This window comes from Micromonospora echinospora (assembly GCF_014203425.1).
GTDB lineage: Bacteria > Actinomycetota > Actinomycetes > Mycobacteriales > Micromonosporaceae > Micromonospora > Micromonospora echinospora_A.
In genome coordinates this window covers 4,500,281-4,517,045 of the sequence record NZ_JACHJC010000001.1, presented here as the reverse complement: position 1 = coordinate 4,517,045, position 16,765 = coordinate 4,500,281, and the positions used below count along the sequence as shown (strand labels likewise).

General features: G+C 74.4%; 13 protein-coding genes and 1 riboswitch. Of the genes, 8 read left to right on the top strand and 5 right to left on the bottom strand.

What is annotated here, in order from left to right; genetic code table 11:
• The first annotated feature begins 1 nt into the window (after window position 1).
• Both FHU28_RS21040 and FHU28_RS21035 read left to right on the top strand, forming a co-directional pair.
• Complete coding sequence (locus tag FHU28_RS21040; protein WP_184686223.1) at window positions 2–1,315, top strand: aminotransferase-like domain-containing protein; 1,314 nt, start codon at window positions 2–4, stop codon at window positions 1,313–1,315.
• Window positions 1,316–1,383: 68 nt separating this feature from the next.
• The gene (locus FHU28_RS21035; protein WP_013286617.1) at window positions 1,384–1,635 is read left to right on the top strand and encodes a hypothetical protein; all 252 of its coding nucleotides are present in this window, start codon (window positions 1,384–1,386) and stop codon (window positions 1,633–1,635) included.
• 67 nt (window positions 1,636–1,702) lie between these two features.
• On the opposite strand, the gene FHU28_RS21030 is transcribed toward FHU28_RS21035, so the two are convergent.
• A complete protein-coding gene (locus FHU28_RS21030; protein WP_073828462.1) occupies window positions 1,703–3,139 on the bottom strand; it encodes a glycine hydroxymethyltransferase in 1,437 nt (478 codons plus the stop codon).
• A gap of 18 nt (window positions 3,140–3,157) precedes the next feature.
• A riboswitch (ZMP/ZTP riboswitch) is annotated at window positions 3,158–3,245 on the bottom strand.
• Between the two features lie 104 nt (window positions 3,246–3,349).
• Here FHU28_RS21030 and FHU28_RS21025 point away from each other — a divergent pair.
• A complete protein-coding gene (locus tag FHU28_RS21025) occupies window positions 3,350–4,156 on the top strand; it encodes an SDR family NAD(P)-dependent oxidoreductase (protein WP_184686222.1) in 807 nt (268 codons plus the stop codon).
• 62 nt (window positions 4,157–4,218) lie between these two features.
• On the opposite strand, the gene FHU28_RS21020 is transcribed toward FHU28_RS21025, so the two are convergent.
• The 4 genes from FHU28_RS21020 to FHU28_RS21005 all read right to left on the bottom strand — a co-directional run bounded on the left by FHU28_RS21020 (window position 4,219) and on the right by FHU28_RS21005 (window position 8,034).
• Window positions 4,219–4,719 (bottom strand): hemerythrin domain-containing protein, encoded by a 501-nt coding sequence (locus tag FHU28_RS21020; RefSeq protein WP_184686221.1) that lies wholly within the window; start codon window positions 4,717–4,719, stop codon window positions 4,219–4,221.
• A gap of 106 nt (window positions 4,720–4,825) precedes the next feature.
• Window positions 4,826–6,310, bottom strand: a complete 1,485-nt coding sequence (locus tag FHU28_RS21015) for a S8 family peptidase (RefSeq protein WP_184686220.1) — start codon at window positions 6,308–6,310, stop codon at window positions 4,826–4,828.
• Between the two features lie 145 nt (window positions 6,311–6,455).
• Window positions 6,456–7,319, bottom strand: coding sequence for an NAD(P)H-hydrate dehydratase (locus FHU28_RS21010; RefSeq protein WP_184686219.1), 864 nt, complete (start codon window positions 7,317–7,319; stop codon window positions 6,456–6,458).
• On the bottom strand, window positions 7,303–8,034 hold the full coding sequence (locus FHU28_RS21005; protein ID WP_184686218.1) for a histidine phosphatase family protein: 732 nt from the start codon (window positions 8,032–8,034) through the stop codon (window positions 7,303–7,305). Before FHU28_RS21005 ends, FHU28_RS21010 begins: the two co-directional genes overlap by 17 nt.
• A gap of 130 nt (window positions 8,035–8,164) precedes the next feature.
• Between FHU28_RS21005 and FHU28_RS21000 the strand changes: the two genes are divergently transcribed.
• From FHU28_RS21000 to FHU28_RS20980, 5 genes are all read left to right on the top strand, one after another.
• Complete coding sequence (locus tag FHU28_RS21000) at window positions 8,165–8,494, top strand: hypothetical protein (protein ID WP_184686217.1); 330 nt, start codon at window positions 8,165–8,167, stop codon at window positions 8,492–8,494.
• Window positions 8,495–8,557: 63 nt separating this feature from the next.
• A complete protein-coding gene (locus tag FHU28_RS20995) occupies window positions 8,558–12,244 on the top strand; it encodes a DUF4132 domain-containing protein (protein ID WP_184686216.1) in 3,687 nt (1,228 codons plus the stop codon).
• Entirely contained in the window at window positions 12,241–13,344 is a 1,104-nt protein-coding gene (locus FHU28_RS20990; protein ID WP_184686215.1) for an ATP-binding protein, read from the top strand. Before FHU28_RS20995 ends, FHU28_RS20990 begins: the two co-directional genes overlap by 4 nt.
• Entirely contained in the window at window positions 13,341–15,650 is a 2,310-nt protein-coding gene (locus tag FHU28_RS20985) for a DUF5682 family protein (protein WP_184686214.1), read from the top strand. The genes FHU28_RS20990 and FHU28_RS20985 overlap by 4 nt, the downstream gene beginning before the upstream one ends.
• Entirely contained in the window at window positions 15,647–16,759 is a 1,113-nt protein-coding gene (locus FHU28_RS20980) for a VWA domain-containing protein (RefSeq protein ID WP_184686213.1), read from the top strand. The genes FHU28_RS20985 and FHU28_RS20980 overlap by 4 nt, the downstream gene beginning before the upstream one ends.
• The last annotated feature ends 6 nt before the right edge of the window (window positions 16,760–16,765 follow it).

The following is a 16,765-nucleotide window of genomic DNA, read 5'->3' as shown; positions in this document are numbered from 1 at the left end:
CGTGGAGCCGGTCGACCTGGCCGTCACGGCGCTGCACGGCAGCGTCGGCGACCCGGCCCTGAACTCGATGAACTTCCTCAACGAGGTGGCGCAGCACTACCCGGACGCGGTGTCGCTGGCGGCCGGGCGCCCGTACGAGGAGTTCTTCGACTCGGCGCTGCTGCACGAGCACCTGGACCGCTTCCGCCGGCACCTCACCGAGGACCTCGGGCTGGACCGGGCCGCCGTCGACCGGACGCTGCTGCAGTACGGCCGGACCAAGGGTGTCGTGCACCACCTGATCGCGCGCAACCTCGCCGTGGACGAGGGGCTCACCGTCGACCCGGAGTCGATAGTGGTGACCGTCGGCTGCCAGGAGGCGATGTTCCTGGTGCTGCGCGCGCTGCGGGCCGGCCCGGCGGACGTGTTGTTCGCTGTCGCGCCCACGTACGTCGGGCTGACCGGCGCGGCGCGGCTGGTGGACCTGCCGGTGCGCCCGGTGGCCGGCGGGCCGGACGGCGTCGACCTGGCCGACCTGCGAGCCGGGGTGCGCCGGGCCCGCGCGGAAGGGCTGGCGCCCCGGGCCTGCTACGTGATGCCGGACTTCGCCAACCCGTCCGGGGTCAGCATGACCACCGGACAGCGGCGGCGGCTGCTGGAACTGGCCGCCGAGGAGGATCTGCTGCTGATCGAGGACAACCCGTACGGCCTGTTCCCGGCCGACGGCACCGCGCGGCGGCCCACGCTCAAGGCGCTGGACACCGCGCGCCGGGTGGTCTACCTCGGCTCGTTCGCCAAGACCGTGCTGCCCGGCGCCCGGGTCGGCTACGTGGTCGCCGACCAGCGGGTGGGGGAGGCCGACGGCACCGTGGTGCCGCTGGCCGATCACCTCGCGAAGATCAAGAGCATGGTCACCGTGAACACGTCACCGATCAGCCAGGCGGTGATCGGCGGCGCGTTGCTGGCGCACGACTGCTCGCTGGTGGCCGCGAACGTGCGGGAACGGGCCGCGTACGCCCGTAACCTGGGCCACCTGGTCGACGGCATGGCCCGGCGCTTCCCGGCCGGCGGGCCGGTCACCTGGACCGTGCCGGCGGGCGGGTTCTTCGTGGTGGTGAGCGTGCCGTTCCCGGTGGACGACGCGCTGCTGCACCGCTCGGCCCGCGAGTACGGCGTGCTCTGGACGCCGATGGCGCACTTCTACGACGCGGGCAAACCGGTGAATGCGTTGCGGTTGTCGGTGAGCGCTGTCACACCGGAGTCGATCGATCTGGGGCTGGACCGGCTCGCGGCGCTGGTCGCGGACACCACGGCCGGGGTGGGCGCGCCGGTGTGACGCCGGAGTGTCAGGGTTCCGGTACAGCGCGTGTTTCCTGGCGCCGTTTCTCTGTTGATAATGGACGAATGGTTGCCTGGGAGTACGCGTTGCTCGTTCGTCGGTATCAGGGTCAGGGACGCAATTTCCACGTCTCGTTCGTGTGGTACGGCCCGGACGGGTCACGCACCGACGTGACCGCGTACGGCGACACCGCCATCGCGCACCTGAACCGGGTCGGCCGGGAGGGCTGGGAACTGGTGTCCGCCGCCGAGGACGTGAACAACGTGCAGGGCAGCACCGAGGTCCACCGCTACCACCTGAAGCGCCCGCTGCGCTGACCCCCCGTTACCGCCGGCACCCCGGGAGAAGGATCTCCCGGGGTGCCGCTTCGTGTTGCTCAGGCGCTCAGCCCAGGTCGACCGCCGGGTAGAGCGGGAACGGCGTGAGCAGGTCGGCGGCCTGCTTGCCGACCGACTCGGCGACCGCCGGGTCCAGCACGTACTTCGCCTTCGACGCGGCGCCGTCCGGCCCGGTGCCGGGCGTGGTCTGGCTGAGCACGGTGTGGATCAGCTCGGCGGTGGCGTCCATCTCGGCGGCGCCGAGGCCCCGGGTGGTGAGCGCCGGGGTGCCGATGCGGATGCCGGAGGTGTACCAGGCGCCGTTCGGGTCCTGCGGCACCGAGTTGCGGTTGGTGACGATGCCCGAGTCCAGCAGCGCCTGCTCGGCCTGCCGGCCGGTCAGGCCGTACCCGGACACGTCGATGAGCACCAGGTGGTTGTCGGTGCCGCCGGTGACCAGCGTCGCGCCCCGGCGCAGCAGCCCGTCGGCGAGCGCCTGCGCGTTGTCCACGATCCGCTGGGCGTAGTCGGCGAAGTCGGGCCGGCGCGCCTCGGCCAGCGCGACAGCCTTGGCGGCCATCACGTGCGGCAGCGGCCCGCCCAGCACCATCGGGCAGCCCCGGTCGACCTGGTCGGCCAGCTCCGGACCGCAGAGCACCATGCCGCCGCGCGGGCCGCGCAGCGACTTGTGCGTGGTGGTGGTGACGATGTGCGCGTGCGGCACCGGGTCGAAGTCGCCGGTGAAGACCTTGCCGGCGACCAGCCCGGCGAAGTGGGCCATGTCGACCATGAACGTGGCGCCGACCGAGTCGGCGATCTCCCGCATGATCCGGAAGTTGACCTTCCGGGGGTACGCGGAGTAACCGGCGACCAGGATCAGCGGCTTGAACTCGCGGGCCGCCTCGGCCACCCGGTCGTAGTCGATCAGGCCGGTGGCCGGGTCGGTGCCGTAGCTGCGCTGGTCGAACATCTTGCCGGAGATGTTCGGCCGGAAGCCGTGGGTGAGGTGGCCGCCGGCGTCCAGCGACATGCCCAGCATCCGCTGGTTGCCCAGCTCGCGGCGCAGCGCGAACCAGTCGGCCTCGGTGAGGTCGTTGACCTGCCGGGCCTGCGCCTTCTTCAGAGCGGGGGACTCGACCCGGTCGGCCAGGATCGCCCAGAACGCGACCAGGTTGGCGTCGATGCCCGAGTGCGGCTGCACGTACGCGTGGGACGCGCCGAACAGCTCCCGGGCGTGCTCGGCGGCGAGCGCCTCGACGGTGTCGACGTTCTGGCAGCCGGCGTAGAACCGGCGCCCGACGGTGCCCTCGGCGTACTTGTCGCTGAACCAGTTGCCCATGGCCAGCAGCGTCGCGGGGGAGGCGTAGTTCTCGCTGGCGATGAGCTTGAGCGACTCGCGCTGGTCGGCCAGTTCCGCGGCGATGGCGTCGGCGACGCGCGGCTCGACGCCGCGGACGACCTCCAGCGCGCTGCGGAAGGCGGTGGACTCGGCGTTGCGCGACATGCGACCTCCTGGTGACGTGCGGAAGGCCCAGGCGCTCGGCATGCGTCCTCATGACGAGGCCGCTCCGATGGTGCTCCATCTCCACGCGCCAGTCACGGCCTGTGCCGATCCTACCGGCCCGGCCCGGGCCGGCGGGGTTGGGCCGCCCGTCGCGGGGCACACCGTGAGGGAGGGCCGGCCCCGACCCGGCCGGGGAGAGGAGGCACGACCATGACCACACCGAGCACCGGACGGCCGCTCGCCGTGGTGACCGGCGCGTCCAGCGGCATCGGGTACGAGCTGGCGGTCCAGTTCGTCGAACACGGGTACGACGTGGTGGTCACCGCCGAGGACGCGGCGATCGAGCGCGCGGCGGGCGACCTGCGGCGCGACGGCGGTCCGGAGGTGTACCCGGTCCGGGTGGACCTGGCCGACCCGGAGGGCGTGGAACGGCTGGCCGGCGAGGTGACCGGCCTGGGCCGCCCGGTGGACGCGCTGGCGCTCAACGCCGGGCGCGGCGCGGGCGGGGGCTTCGTCGGCGGCACCGACCTGGCCGACGAGCTCACCGTGATCGACCTTAACGTCCGTTCGACAGTGCACCTGGCCAAGCTGCTGCTGCCGGAGATGGTCCGCCGGGGCGCCGGACGGGTGCTGTTCACCTCGTCCATCGCCGCCACCATGCCGGGGGCGTACCAGGCGGTCTACAACGCCTCGAAGTCGTTCGTGCAGTCCTTCGCCGAGGGGGTGCGCAACGAGCTGAAGGACACCGGCGTCACGGTGACCTCGCTGATGCCCGGCCCGACCGACACCGAGTTCTTCGACCGGGCCGACATGGCGGACACCCGGGTCGGTCAGGGCCCCAAGGACGACCCCCGGAAGGTGGCCGAGGACGCGTTCGAGGCGCTGATGAAGGGGGAGCACAAGGTCGCCGCCGGGTCGCTGGTCAACAAGATCCAGGTGGCCGCCGGCAAGATCATCCCGGACCGGCTGAAGGCCGAGCAGCACCGCAAGATGGCCGAGCCGGGCTCCGGCGACTGAGCACGACGCGAGCGGGACCGCCCGGTGGAAGGGGCGGTCCCGCTCGCGTTCGGGGCGCGGTGTCAGGCGACAATGGCGTCCAGCGACTTCTTCAGCGCCTTCGGGGCGGTCGGCGTCTTCGGGGCCTTCGGGCGCAGGTCGAGCATGCGCTGGCCGATCTCCTGGAGCTGGTTACGGCCGAGCGCCTCGCGGACCTTCGGGAACCACTCCTGCTCCTCCTCCTCGACGTGGTGCAGCACGTTCTCGATCAGCACCGTCGTCTTGGCGTTGAACCGCTCGTCGTCGGCGTCCATGGTGAACAGCTCGAAGCAGAGCACGTCCGCGACGTGGTGCTCCTCGTACGACTCCAGGATGTCGTCCTCGACGTCGGGCACCAGCTTGCGGACCTCCGGGTACATCACCTCGTTCTCCAGGTAGGTGTGCACCGTCAGAGCCTCGAGGATCTGCTTGACGATCTTCCCGCGCTTGCTCGCCGGTCCCTCCTCGGCCTCCTGGAAGGCCTTGAACAGGCGGCGGATCTCCTTGTGGTCCTCCTTGAGCAGGACGATCGCGTCGGTGGACACCGTTACCTCCTAAGTCGGCTGACGGTGCCCCCCTACCCGGCGCCCGACCAGGACAAACAGACCGGGCCCGGCAAACGCGCCGGGCCCGGTCCACGGGGATCGCTGTCTACTTCACCGCGTTGTACGCGTCGACGACACCGGCGCCGTAGAACCCGTTGCGCTTCCCGCCGGAGCAGGTCGCGTCGTAGGCGTTCGGGCCCGCCGGGATCAGCGGCACCGGGTTGTACACGCCCGCCGGGCAGGACTTCGCCACCGCCGTGCGCTCCAGGAACGAGGAGAGCTGGCCCGGCGTCATGCCCGGGTGCGCGGACAGTGCCAGCGCCGCGACGCCGGCGGCGTGCGGGCCGGACATCGAGGTGCCCTGCTTGTAGCCCCACCCGTTGGTGCGGGTGGCGGTGTTGAAGGTGGTGGACAGGATGCCGTCGGTGGACGTCGAGGCCGCGCCCCGGGTCCGGAACCGGGTGTCGCCACCGGGCGCGGTCACGTCGATGACGCCCTGGCCGTACGAGGAGTAGTAGCTCTTGTCACCGGTCGGGCCGACGGCGGCGACGGTCACCACGCCGGGCGCCTCGGCCGGCAGGACCAGGCAGGCGTTGGTGAGGTTCTGGCGCTCCTCCGGCGTGCCGTTGTTCGGGCTGCCGGTGTCGGTGATCTTGTGGGCCAGGTCGAAGTTCGCGTTGCCGGCCGACGCCACGTGCAGCACGCCCTGCGACTGCGAGTAGCGCAGCGCCCGCTGCACGGCCTGCCACACCGGACGCTGGCGGGCGTCGTTGCGGCAGTTCAGCTGCCACGGGTCGATGTAGTAGCTGTTGTTGGTGAGCTTGAAGCCGTGCTCGGCGGCCCACATGAACCCGCAGACCGCGGCCTCCGGGAAGATGTAGCCGTCGTCGTTCACCACCTTCACGGCGGCGACCTTCACGCCCGGGGCGACACCGGTGACGCCGACGCCGTTGACCGCGGCGGCGATGGTGCCCGCCACGTGGGTGCCGTGATCGCTGGTGGTCGGGTTCCACGCCGGCTCGGCGGTGTCGGTGACGCCGCCGATGCAGGACGTGCTCTTGTCCTTGGCGATCTGGGTCGCCAGGTCCGGGTGGCTGCTGGAGATGCCGCTGTCCAGCACGCCCACCACCACGGACGGGCTGCCGCCGGTGACCGCGTGGGCCTGCGGGACGCGGATCATGTCCATGTCCCACTGCTGGCCGTACAGCGGCTCGGCGGTCGGGTCGCCCGCGGCGCGGACCATGTCGGCGGCCGGGACCTCGACCGTCTCGCCCTCGTCGAGGGCGGTGCCCAGACCGGCGGTGGAGGCGACCGACTCGACGCCGGCGCCGGCCACCCGGGTGGCGAAGTCCGGGGCGGACGAGCGCGCGACGAGCACGCCGATCTTGTCGTACGCGGCGACGACAGTGCCGTCGGCGGCGGCCACCCGCGCCGCGGCCTTGGCGGTGCCGTTGCCCTGCGGGGCGAGGACCAGGTACGACGTCTCCGGTCCGGCGGCCGCCACCGGCGCCGGGACGCCGATCAGGGCGAGACCGGCGCCGAGCGTCACGGCGGACGCGGCGCCGAGTGTCTTGCGACGGAGATTGTTCACACAGACTCCCAGGGGGTTGGTGCGGCCGGGCCGCTCCCTGGACGGGGGTACGGCCCGGTGGAGACGCGCAGGCTGCACGCCTCGCCGCAACAGCGCCCACCGATGGCGGGTTGTTACACACCTCACCCCGCCGAGCCGTGGATCGTCAGACCGTGGCGATCGTGTACGGGATCTCGTCGAGCAGTTCCCGGGCGAGGAAGCCGATCCGCCCGTACCGGGGGACCAGCCGCTGCCCGCTCACCGCGTGCGCGAACGCGGCCCAGCAGGCGGCCTGCGCCGGGTCGGCGCCCCGGGAGAGCAGGCCCGCGAGCAGCCCGGAGCGCACGTCGCCGCTGCCCGAGGTGCCCAGCCCGGCGTCACCGCTCTCCTCCCGCCAGGCCCGGCCGTCCGGCGTCGCGATGTGCCCGTAGAGCGACACCACCGCGTCGTACCGGCCGGCCAGTTCCACCGCCTCGGCGTCCAGGTCGTCGCCCGGATCGCGGTGCAGCAGGTGCTTCGCCTCGGTCAGGTTGGGGGTGAGCACCACCTTGCGGCCGGAGCCGACCAGCAGGTCCGGGGCGTGGCTGAGCGCGCCCAGCGCGTACGCGTCGAGCACCAGCGCGGTCTTCCGGCCGGCCGCGTCCAGGACCAGGCGCAGCAGTTCCCCGGTGGCGTCGATGTCCTTCAGGCCGGGGCCGACCGCCACCACGTCCGCCTCGGCGACCAGGCCGCCGAGCAGGTCGCCCGGGTCGCCGCGGACCGCGCCGTCGTCGGTCTCCGGCAGGCCCACCACGAGCGCCTCGGGCACCTGGATGCTCAGCGACGCGGCCGTCGACTCGGCCGCGGCGAGCTGGAGCACCCCGGCCCCGGCCCGCAGCGCGGCCACCCCGGCCAGCAGCACCGCGCCGGGGGTGAACCGGGAACCGCCGACCACCAGCACGGTGCCGCGCGCCTCCTTGCCGCCGGTGGGCACCGGCAGCGCCCAGTCCCGCAGCAACGCGGGGGTGATCACGTCAGACCGGCTCGGCATGGACCTCGTCCTCCCTGGTGGGCTTCGCCCCCTGCCGGCGCAGGTGGGCGACGTCGTTGAACACGTCCGGCACGAGCCGGCCGGAGTCGTCGGCGTGCCAGCCGGTGACCGAGCAGTTGGCGATCACGTGCTCGCGGGTCAGCGCCATCAGCTCCGCCTCGGTGAGCCCCTCCACCAGGTAGCGCAGCAGGAAGACCAGCGCGTCGTGGCCGAACAGCAGCACCCGGCCCCCCTCGTGGTCGCGGCGCAGGTCGCCCAGCAGCGCCCGCAGCCGCAGCGCCACGTCGGTCCAGGACTCGCCGCCGGGCGGCCGGTAGTAGAACTTGCCGAGCCGGGTGCGCCGCTGCGCCTCATCCGGGTAGCGCCGGGTCACGCCGTGGCCGGTGAGCCCGTCGAGGATGCCCAGCTCCCGGTCGCGCAGCCGCTCGTCGACGCTTGCCGGGATCCCGGTGCCGTCCAGTGCCAGCTCGGCGGTCCGCACGGCCCGCAGGTACGGCGACACCACCGCCACGTCCGGCCGTTGCGAGTCCGGCAGCTCGGCCAGCCACCGGGCGGTCGCCCGCGCCTGCTCCTCGCCGGTGGGCGACAGCGGCACGTCGGCGTCCCGGTGGGTGAGGTCGATCAGCTCGGCGCCGGACGTCTCGGCCGCCGTGGCCGCGACGTTCGCCGTGCTCTCCCCGTGCCGGACGATCCAGAGCGATGCCAACTCCGCCATGCGGCTCCCGGTACCCGGGCACGGCGGGGGATAACCGCGCCGGACGGGTGGCTCGCGAGGGCTGCGCGGCAGGGCATCGACCCGGCAGGATGTCCCACGGCTCGGGACGGTCCGGGGCGGGAGGGCGCACATGTCGACGGTGGTCAGGGGTCTGCGGGAGGCGCTCGTGCTCTTCCTGATCGCCGCGGTGGTGATCGCTGCCGCGGTCGGCATCTGGGTCGCGGTCGGTGGCGGGAACTTCGTCCATCGGCTCGGCGTCGCGTTCATGCTCGTCGGCGCCGTGATCGGGATGACCGGCGACCTCACGTTGAGCCGCATCGGCATGCTGCCGGCCCGGTCGGCGTTCGGCCTGGCGCCGGAGCGGGAGGACGGCGGTGGTGGCCGCGTGCTTACCGGCGTCGGCATCTTCCTGTTCGTCTCGGTGCCGCTGATCGTCGTCGGGGCGCTGCTGATCACCTGATCTTCGCGCTGTCGGTGGGGCCGGTTATGGTCCCCGCACACTGCGGGCGATCAAGGAGACGGTGTGCGCAGATTCGAGTTCGTGGGCGGCGGTTCGGCCAAGTTCTGGGAGGTCGGGCAGAGCGACGCGACGGTGACGGTCCGCTATGGATCCATCGGCTCCCAGGGCCGCACCCAGGTCAAGGAGCTGGGTTCGCCGGCCGAGGCCGCCGCGCACGCCGACCGGCTGATCGCGGAGAAACTGCGCAAGGGGTACGCCGAGACGACAGTCGCGCCTTCCGCCGGGCACACCGGAGCGCCCGTCGTCGAGCCGACTGCGCCGGGCCACGACCCGGAAGCGGCCGGCGCCGATCCGGCCGGCGCTGGTTCGGCCGGCGCTGGTTCGGCCGGTAGTGACCCGGCCGGGGCGCCGTCGCCCGCCGGTGAGCTGCCGGACGAGGACGCGTTCGAGGTCCCGGCCGGCTGGCGACGGATGCTGATCCCGCGCCGGGACGGCACACCCGCCCCGGCCCTGCCGTCCGCCGCGAAAGGCCGCGCCGCCGGGCAGAAACTGCTGGAGTCGCTGGCCGGCCAGGCCGCCTCCACCGCACGGGTCTCCGTCGATCCGGAGCTGGGCCCGGCGCTGCGTGGCTACCTCGACGGTCGGCCCGGTCCGCTGGGCGGGGCGGCGCTGGTGGCGGCGGTGGGCGCGGCGCTGGACTATCGGATGCGCGACCAGCAGGGGCACGCCCTCGCCGACCTGCTGGTCGCCGACCTCGGCCCGGCCGGCGCGGCGGTCGCCGCGACCGAGCAGATCACCGTGGCCGCCGGATCGGTGCCCTCGTTTCCACTGAGCCGCACCGAGGCGACGAACGCCCACAACTACATCCACTGGCGCCTGCGCCGGTCGGTGCTGCGCCGGGTCCGCGCGCACCTCGCGGCGGCCGGCGACGCCGACTACGGCGCGGCCCGCGCCGCGCTGGTCCCGTACCGGTCCGGGCCGCTGCCGGCGCGGGCGGTCACCTCGTTCCTGCTGCCGACCGAGCGGGAGTGGGTGGCCCGGGACGTCGCCGACGTGGCGCGCGAGGGGGGTCCGCTGCTCGCGGAGCTGCTGCTCTGCGCGGTCGACGACGTGGACGCCGTCCACGCCCTTCAGGGGCAGCAGACGGTCTACCGGCTGATGTACGACATGGCGCCGATCGTCACCGCCACCGCGGCGGTCGGGTCGCCGATCGCGCCGGTGCTGATCGGCTGGTTCGACCACGAGCACAGTGGCGGGGACGCGCGGCAGCGGCTGGTGTCGCTGCTGGCGGCCCTGCCCGGTGACGAGCCGATGGCGGCGCTGCTCGACCGGCTGGACCGCAGGTACGTCCCGCCCGCGGTGACGGAGATGCTGCGCCGCTTCCCGGTGCGCGGCGTGCGCCTGCTCTCCCCGGCCGCCGAGGGGCGCAGCCCGGCCGCGCGGGAGGCCGCCACGTTGCTGCGCGCCCACGTGCTGGCCAACCCGGCCGCTGTCGAGGCGGCGCTGCCGGTGCTGACCCCGGCGCAGCGGGAACGGATCGAGCAGGTCCGCGACAGCGCCTCCGGGCTGCCGGTCGCCGGACCGGACCGCCTGCCGCCGGTGCTGGTGACGCCGCCCTGGTCGGTCCGCCGGACGCGATCCGCTCCGCCGGTGCTGAGCGGGCTGGACCGGCCCGCCGGTTCCACGACGGCCTGGCTGCCGGGGGAGCGGGAGCGGTGGGCCGCGATCGTGCCCGGCTGGTCCGGCTACTGGCGGGGCAACGACATGACGGTGCTCGCCGCCGAGGTCGCCGCCGGCGGGGCCGGGTCCTACGCCGCGATCCACTTCTTCGTCCGGGCCGGCGAGGAACTGGCCCGGCCGCTGCTGCCCGGCTGGCGGCCCGACGAGTCCTGGGGCGCCGACGGGTGGATGCTCCGCCTCGCCGGCCGGTACGAGCTGGACGCGCTGCCCGCCGCGCTGCACCTGGCCCGCACCGCGCCGAAGAGCGTCGGCGAGGTCCTGCTGCCGTACGCCGACGGCGAGGTCGCCGACCTGATGGCCGACTGGCTCGACCGGCTCAAGACGGTCCGCCCGGTCGCCCGGGCCTGGCTGCGGCGGCACCCGGAGTTCGCCACGCGGGCGCTGCTTCCCGCGGCCCTCGGCGCGCCCGGGTCACGCCGCCGCGCCGCCGAGCGGGCGCTGCGCCTGGTCGCCGCGGAGCACCGGGATCTGGTCCTGGGCGTGGCCCGGGAGCACGGCGAGGAGGCGCTCGCCGCCGCCACGGTGATGCTCGACGCCGACCCGCTGGCCCAGCTCCCGGCCCGGATGCCGAGCCTGCCGGCGTGGCTGGACCCGGCGGTGCTGCCGCAGGTGCTGCTGCGGGACCGTTCGGCGGCGCTGCCCGCCGACGCGGTACGCCACCTCTGCACGATGCTCGCCATCTCCTCGCCCGGCGAGCCGTACCCGGGGGTGGAGATCGTCCGCGCGGCGTGCGACACCGACTCCCTGGCGGAGTTCGCCTGGGCGCTGTTCGAGTGCTGGCAGGGCGCCGGCGCGCCGTCGAAGGACGGCTGGGCGTTCACCGGGCTGGGCCTGCTCGGCGACGACTCGACAGCGCGGCAGCTCGCGCCGCTGGTCCGGGCCTGGCCGGGCGAGAGCCAGCACACGCGGGCGGTGACCGGCCTGGAGGTGCTGGCGCAGATCGGCACCGACGTGGCGCTGATGCACCTGTACGGCATCTCGCAGAAGGTGAAGTTCCGGGGCCTGCGTGAGCAGGCGGCGCGCAAGGTCATTGAGGTCGCCGACGGGCTGGGCCTGACGCCCGAGCAGCTCGGCGACCGGCTGGTGCCCGACCTCGGGCTGGACGCCGACGGCAGCCTAATCCTCGACTACGGGCCGCGCCGGTTCACTGTGGGCTTCGACGAGCAGCTCAAGCCGTACGTGGTGGACGGAGCGGGGGCTCGCCGCAAGGATCTGCCCAAGCCCGGCGCCAGGGACGACGCCACGCTGGCGCCCGCCGCGCACAAGCGTTTCGCCGGCCTGAAGAAGGACGTGCGCACGCTCGCCGCCGATCAGATCCGCCGATTCGAGACGGCCATGGTGACCGGGCGGCGCTGGCCGGCCGCGGACTTCCGCCGCTACTTCCTGTCCCACCCGCTGCTGTGGCACGTCGTGCGCCGGCTGGTCTGGGTCACAGTGGACGACGCGGGCGCGGTGGGCGCCGCGTTCCGGGTTGCCGAGGACCGCACGCTCGCCGACGTCGACGACGAGACGTACACGCTGCCGGACGACGCGACGGTGACCATCGCGCACCCGTTGCACCTCGGCGCGGCGGTGCCGGCCTGGGCCGAGGTCTTCGCCGACTACGAGATCCTCCAGCCCTTCCCGCAGCTCGGCCGCGAGGTGCACCGGCTGGACGAGGCCGAGCGCACGGAGAAGCTGCTGCACCGGCACATGGGCGTTACGGTCCCGGCCGGGCGGCTGCTCAGCCTGGAACGGCGGGGCTGGCGGCGCGGCGCCCCGCAGGACGCCGGCATCCAGAGCTGGCTGGAACGCGAGGTCCCCGGCGGCCGGGCCGTGGTGATCGACCTCGACCCCGGCATCGCGGTCGGCCTGGTGGACATGTTCCCCGACCAGAAGATCGAGGCGATCTGGGTCAACGACGTGCCGTACGGCGACTGGTTCCAGCGCGGCGGCAAGGTCCGCCTCCGCGACCTGGACGACGTCACCGTCTCCGAGGTGCTGCGCGACCTGGCGGAGGTGACCCGGTGACCGTGCTCGACCCGGCCGCCGAGCGGGCGCAGCGGCCTCCGGCCGAGGTGCGGTACGCCGACGAGCTGGCCGCGCTGGCCGCGAACGACAGCGATCCGCGCCCGCCCGGCTGGCGGCTGAGCCTGCGCGCCGCGCGCCGGTTCATCCTCGGCGACCCGGCCGCCGCGATCCGGCGCAAGTTCGTCGGCGATCCGTCGCTGATCGACCGGGCGCTGGTGGCGCTGGCGACCAGCCGCGGGCTGATGCTCGTCGGCGAGCCCGGCACCGCCAAGTCGCTGCTGTCGGAGCTGCTCGCGGCCGCGGTCAGCGGCGACTCCACGCTCACCATCCAGGGCGGCGCGGCCACCACCGAGGACCAGATCCGCTACTCGTGGAACTACGCGCTGCTGGTCGCCGACGGCCCGTCGCCGCGCGCGCTGGTGCCGGCGCCGCTGCTGCGCGGCATGGCCGAAGGGCGGGTGGTCCGCTTCGAGGAGATCACCCGCTGTCCGCTGGAGGTGCAGGACTGCCTGCTCTCCCCGCTGTCGGACCGGGTGCTCGCCATTCCGGAGCTGCCGGGCGCCGACGCCATGGTGTTCGCCCGCGAGGGCTTCAACGTGATCGCCACCGCGAACACCCGGGACCGGGGCGTCAACGAGATGAGCGCCGCGCTGAAGCGGCGGTTCAACTTCGAGACCGTGTTCCCGATCCCCGACCTCGGCACCGAGCTGGAACTGGTCGAGGCCGAGGCGGGCGAGTTGCTGCGCCGCTCCGGCGTGACCGCGCCGCCCCGGCGGGACCTGCTGGAGGTGCTGGTCACCACGTTCCGGGAGCTGCGGACCGGGATCACCGAACGCGGCGACGCGATGGAGCGGCTGTCCGCGGTGATGAGCACCGCCGAGGCGGTCTCGGTGGCGCACGCGGTCGGGCTGCGCGGCTGGTTCCTGCGCGGGGAGCCCGGCGACGCCGCCGACCTGGTCGCCTGCCTGGCCGGCACCGCCGCGAAGGACGACGCGGAGGACCTGGCCCGGCTGCGGCGCTACCTGGAGCAGCAGGTGTCCCGCCGCTCCGGCGCGCAGTGGCGGGCGGTGCACGACGCCCGGCATTTGCTGCCCGGGTGAGCGCCGTCGAGGCGCCCGGCGGCGTCACGTTCCTCGGCGTCCGGCACCACAGCCCGGCCTGCGCACGGCTTGTGGCTGCCACTGTGGCGCGCCTGCGCCCGGCGTACGTGCTGGTGGAGGGTCCGGCGGACCTGAACGGGCGGATGGACGAGCTGCTGCTCGACCACGAGCTGCCGATCGCCGTGTTCACCGCGCACCGCGAGGGCACGCGGCGGCACGCCTCCTGGAGCCCGTTCTGCGCGTACTCGCCGGAGTGGGTGGCGCTGACCGCAGGCCGGGAGGTGGGCGCGCAGCTGCGCTTCATCGACCTGCCCGCGTGGCATCCCGCGCTGAGCGACCGCGCCAACCGGTACGCCGACGCCGACCAGCGGTACGCCGAGGCGGTCCGGCGGCTCTGCGCCACGCTGGCAGTGGACAACGTGGACGCGCTCTGGGACCACCTGTTCGAGATCGGCCCGGACGACGGGCTGGCCGAGCGCCTGGACACGTACTTCGACGTGCTGCGCGGCGAGTCGGCGGCCGGGGCTGACGACACCGCCCGGGAGGCGTACATGGCCCGCTGGGTACGCGCCGCCCGCCGCCGGGCCGCCGGCCGCCCGGTGCTTGTGGTGACCGGTGGTTTCCACCGTCCCGCCCTGGTCCGGCTCACCGCCGGGGCAGGGGACGACGGGCCGGAGGACGACGACTGGCCGCAGGTGCCCGCCCCGGCGCCCGACGCGGTGGCGGGCAGCTATCTCGTGCCGTACTCGTTCCGGCGGCTCGACGCGTTCGTCGGCTACCAGTCCGGGATGCCGTCCCCGGCGTACTACCAGCGGGTCTGGCAGGACGGTCCGCGCCGGGCCGCGGAGGCGCTCACCGAGGCGGTCGCGGCCCGGCTGCGCGCCCGGCGGCAGCCCGTCTCCACCGCCGATCTGATCGCCGCCCGGACGATGGCCGGTGGTCTCGCCCGGTTGCGCGGCCACGCCCACCCGGGCCGCGTCGACGTGCTCGACGGGCTGGTGTCCGCGCTGGTCACCGACGCGCTCGACCAGCCGCTGCCGTGGGCGACCCGGGGAACCCTGGCGCCCGGCGCGCACCCGGTGGTGGTGGAGATGGTGGCCGCGCTCAGCGGTGACCGGGTGGGCCGCCTGCACCCGGGCACGCCGCTGCCGCCGCTCGTGCACGACGTCGACGCCGAGCTGGCACGGCACCGGATCGACCCGCACGAGACGGTCGAGCTGGACCTGACCGACGCCGGCGACCTGGCCCGCAGCCGCCTGCTGCACCGGCTGCGGCTGCTCGACGTACCCGGTCATGTCCGCGAACGCGGCCCGCGCGTGGGCGCCGACGCGCTGCTCACCGAACGCTGGTCGCCCGCGCCGTCGGCGGACCGGCTCGCCCGGGTGATCGAGGCCGGCGGGTACGGGCCGACCGTCTCCGACGCGGTCACCGCCCGGGTCGAGGAGCGGGTGACGCTGCTCGGCGCGGACGTGGACGCGCTCGCCACGACGCTGTTCGACACCGCGCCGGCCGGGCTGCCCGAGCACTCCACCCGGACCCTCACCGCGATCGCCCGCGCCACCGGTTCGGTCACCGACCTGCGGGCGCTGGGCCGGGCGCTGGCCGTTGCGCTGGCCCTGTGGCGGCACGACCATCTCCTCGGCAGCGCCGGGACGGCCCCGCTCGGCGCGCTGATCACCGCCGCCGTACGCCGGGCGCTCTGGCTTGTCGAGGGCGTACGTGCGGCGGCCGTGCCGGCCGACCCGGGACGGCTGGTCGCGCTCGTGGCGGTCCGGGACGCGATCCGCCATGCCGGCCCGGCGCTCGGGCTCGACCGGGACGGCGCGCTGGCGGTGGCCGGGCGGGTCGCGGCCGACGCGGCGGCCCCGCCGGACCTGCGCGGCGCGGCCCTGGGCCTGGCCTGGTCGCTCGGGGACGTGCCGGACGCCTCCCGGGCGGTCCGGGCCGTGGCCGCGCCGGACACGCTCGGCGACTGGCTGTCCGGGCTGTTCGCGCTGGCCCGGGAGGAGGTGGTGGCCGGCGACGCCGCGCTGCTCACAGTCGTCGACGACCTGCTGGCCGGGATGGGCGCGCACGACTTCCTGGTGGCGTTGCCGGCGCTGCGGCAGGCGTTCGGCTGGTTCCCGCCGCGTGAGCGGGCGGCGGTGGCCCGGCACGTGCAGGCGCTGCGCGGCGGCGACGCGCCGCCCGGTGACGTGCTGCGGCTGGACGCGGACCCGCTGCTGGTGGCCGCCGCCCGCGCGGTGGAGGAGCGGGTCGACGCGGTGCTGATCCGGGAGGGGCTGTGGGAGGGGGACGGGAGGTGAGCGACCCGATGCGGGAACGCTGGCGGCTGGTGCTCGGCGACGCCGCGCAGGACAGCCTGGGCGGCCTGTCGGCCGAGGCGGCGGGCCGGGACGCGGCACTGGACTGGCTCTACGGGCGCGACGCCGAACTCGGCCGCCGCGACGTGCGGCGGGGCGGGTCCGGCCCGTCCATGCTGACCACTGTGGACTGGCTGGACGGGATCACCCGGCTGTTCCCGAAGGAGACGGTGCAGCGGCTGGAGCGGGACGCGGTCGAGCGGTACGGCATCCACGACGTCGTCACCGACCCGGCGGTGCTGGCCCGGGTCGAGCCGAACCCGGCGCTGCTGCGCGCCGTACTGCGCACCAAGCACCTGATGAACCCGGACGTGCTGCGGCTGGCCCGGAAACTTGTCGAGGCGGTGGTGCGGCAACTCGTCGAGCGGCTGGCCGCGGAGGTGCGGCAGTCGTTCTCCGGTCCCCGGGCGCGACGACCCAGCCGGTTCCGGCAGGCCCGCAACTTCGACGTACGGCGCACCATCCGGGCGAACCTGGCCCACTGGCAGCCGGGGGAGCGCCGGCTGCACGTCCGGCAGCCGCACTTCTTCTCCCGTACCCGCCGCCACCTGGACCGCTGGCAGGTGATCCTGCTGGTGGACCAGTCCGGCTCGATGCTCGGCTCGGTGATCCACGCCGCGGTGACCGCCGCCTGCCTGTGGGGGCTGCCCGGCGTACGGACCCACCTGGTCGCCTTCGACACCGACGTGGTCGACCTGACCTCCGACGTGGACGACCCGGTGGAGCTGCTGATGAAGGTGCAGCTCGGCGGCGGCACCGACATCGCCCGCGCTGTCGCGTACGGCGCGCAGCTCGTGGAGAACCCGCGCCGCGCGATCGTCGCGCTGGTGTCCGACTTCTACGAGGGCGGGAACGCCGGGCGTCTGGTCCGGTCGGTGCAGCAGCTCGTGGAGCAGGGCACGCACGTGCTGGCCCTGGCCGCGCTGGACGAGGAGGCCGACCCGGCTTACGACCGGAACACCGCCCAGCGGCTTGCGGACGTGGGCGCGGCGGTCGGCGCTATGACGCCGGGCGAGCTGGCCGCGTTCGTGGCCGAGCACGTGGGCCGGTAGGGGGAC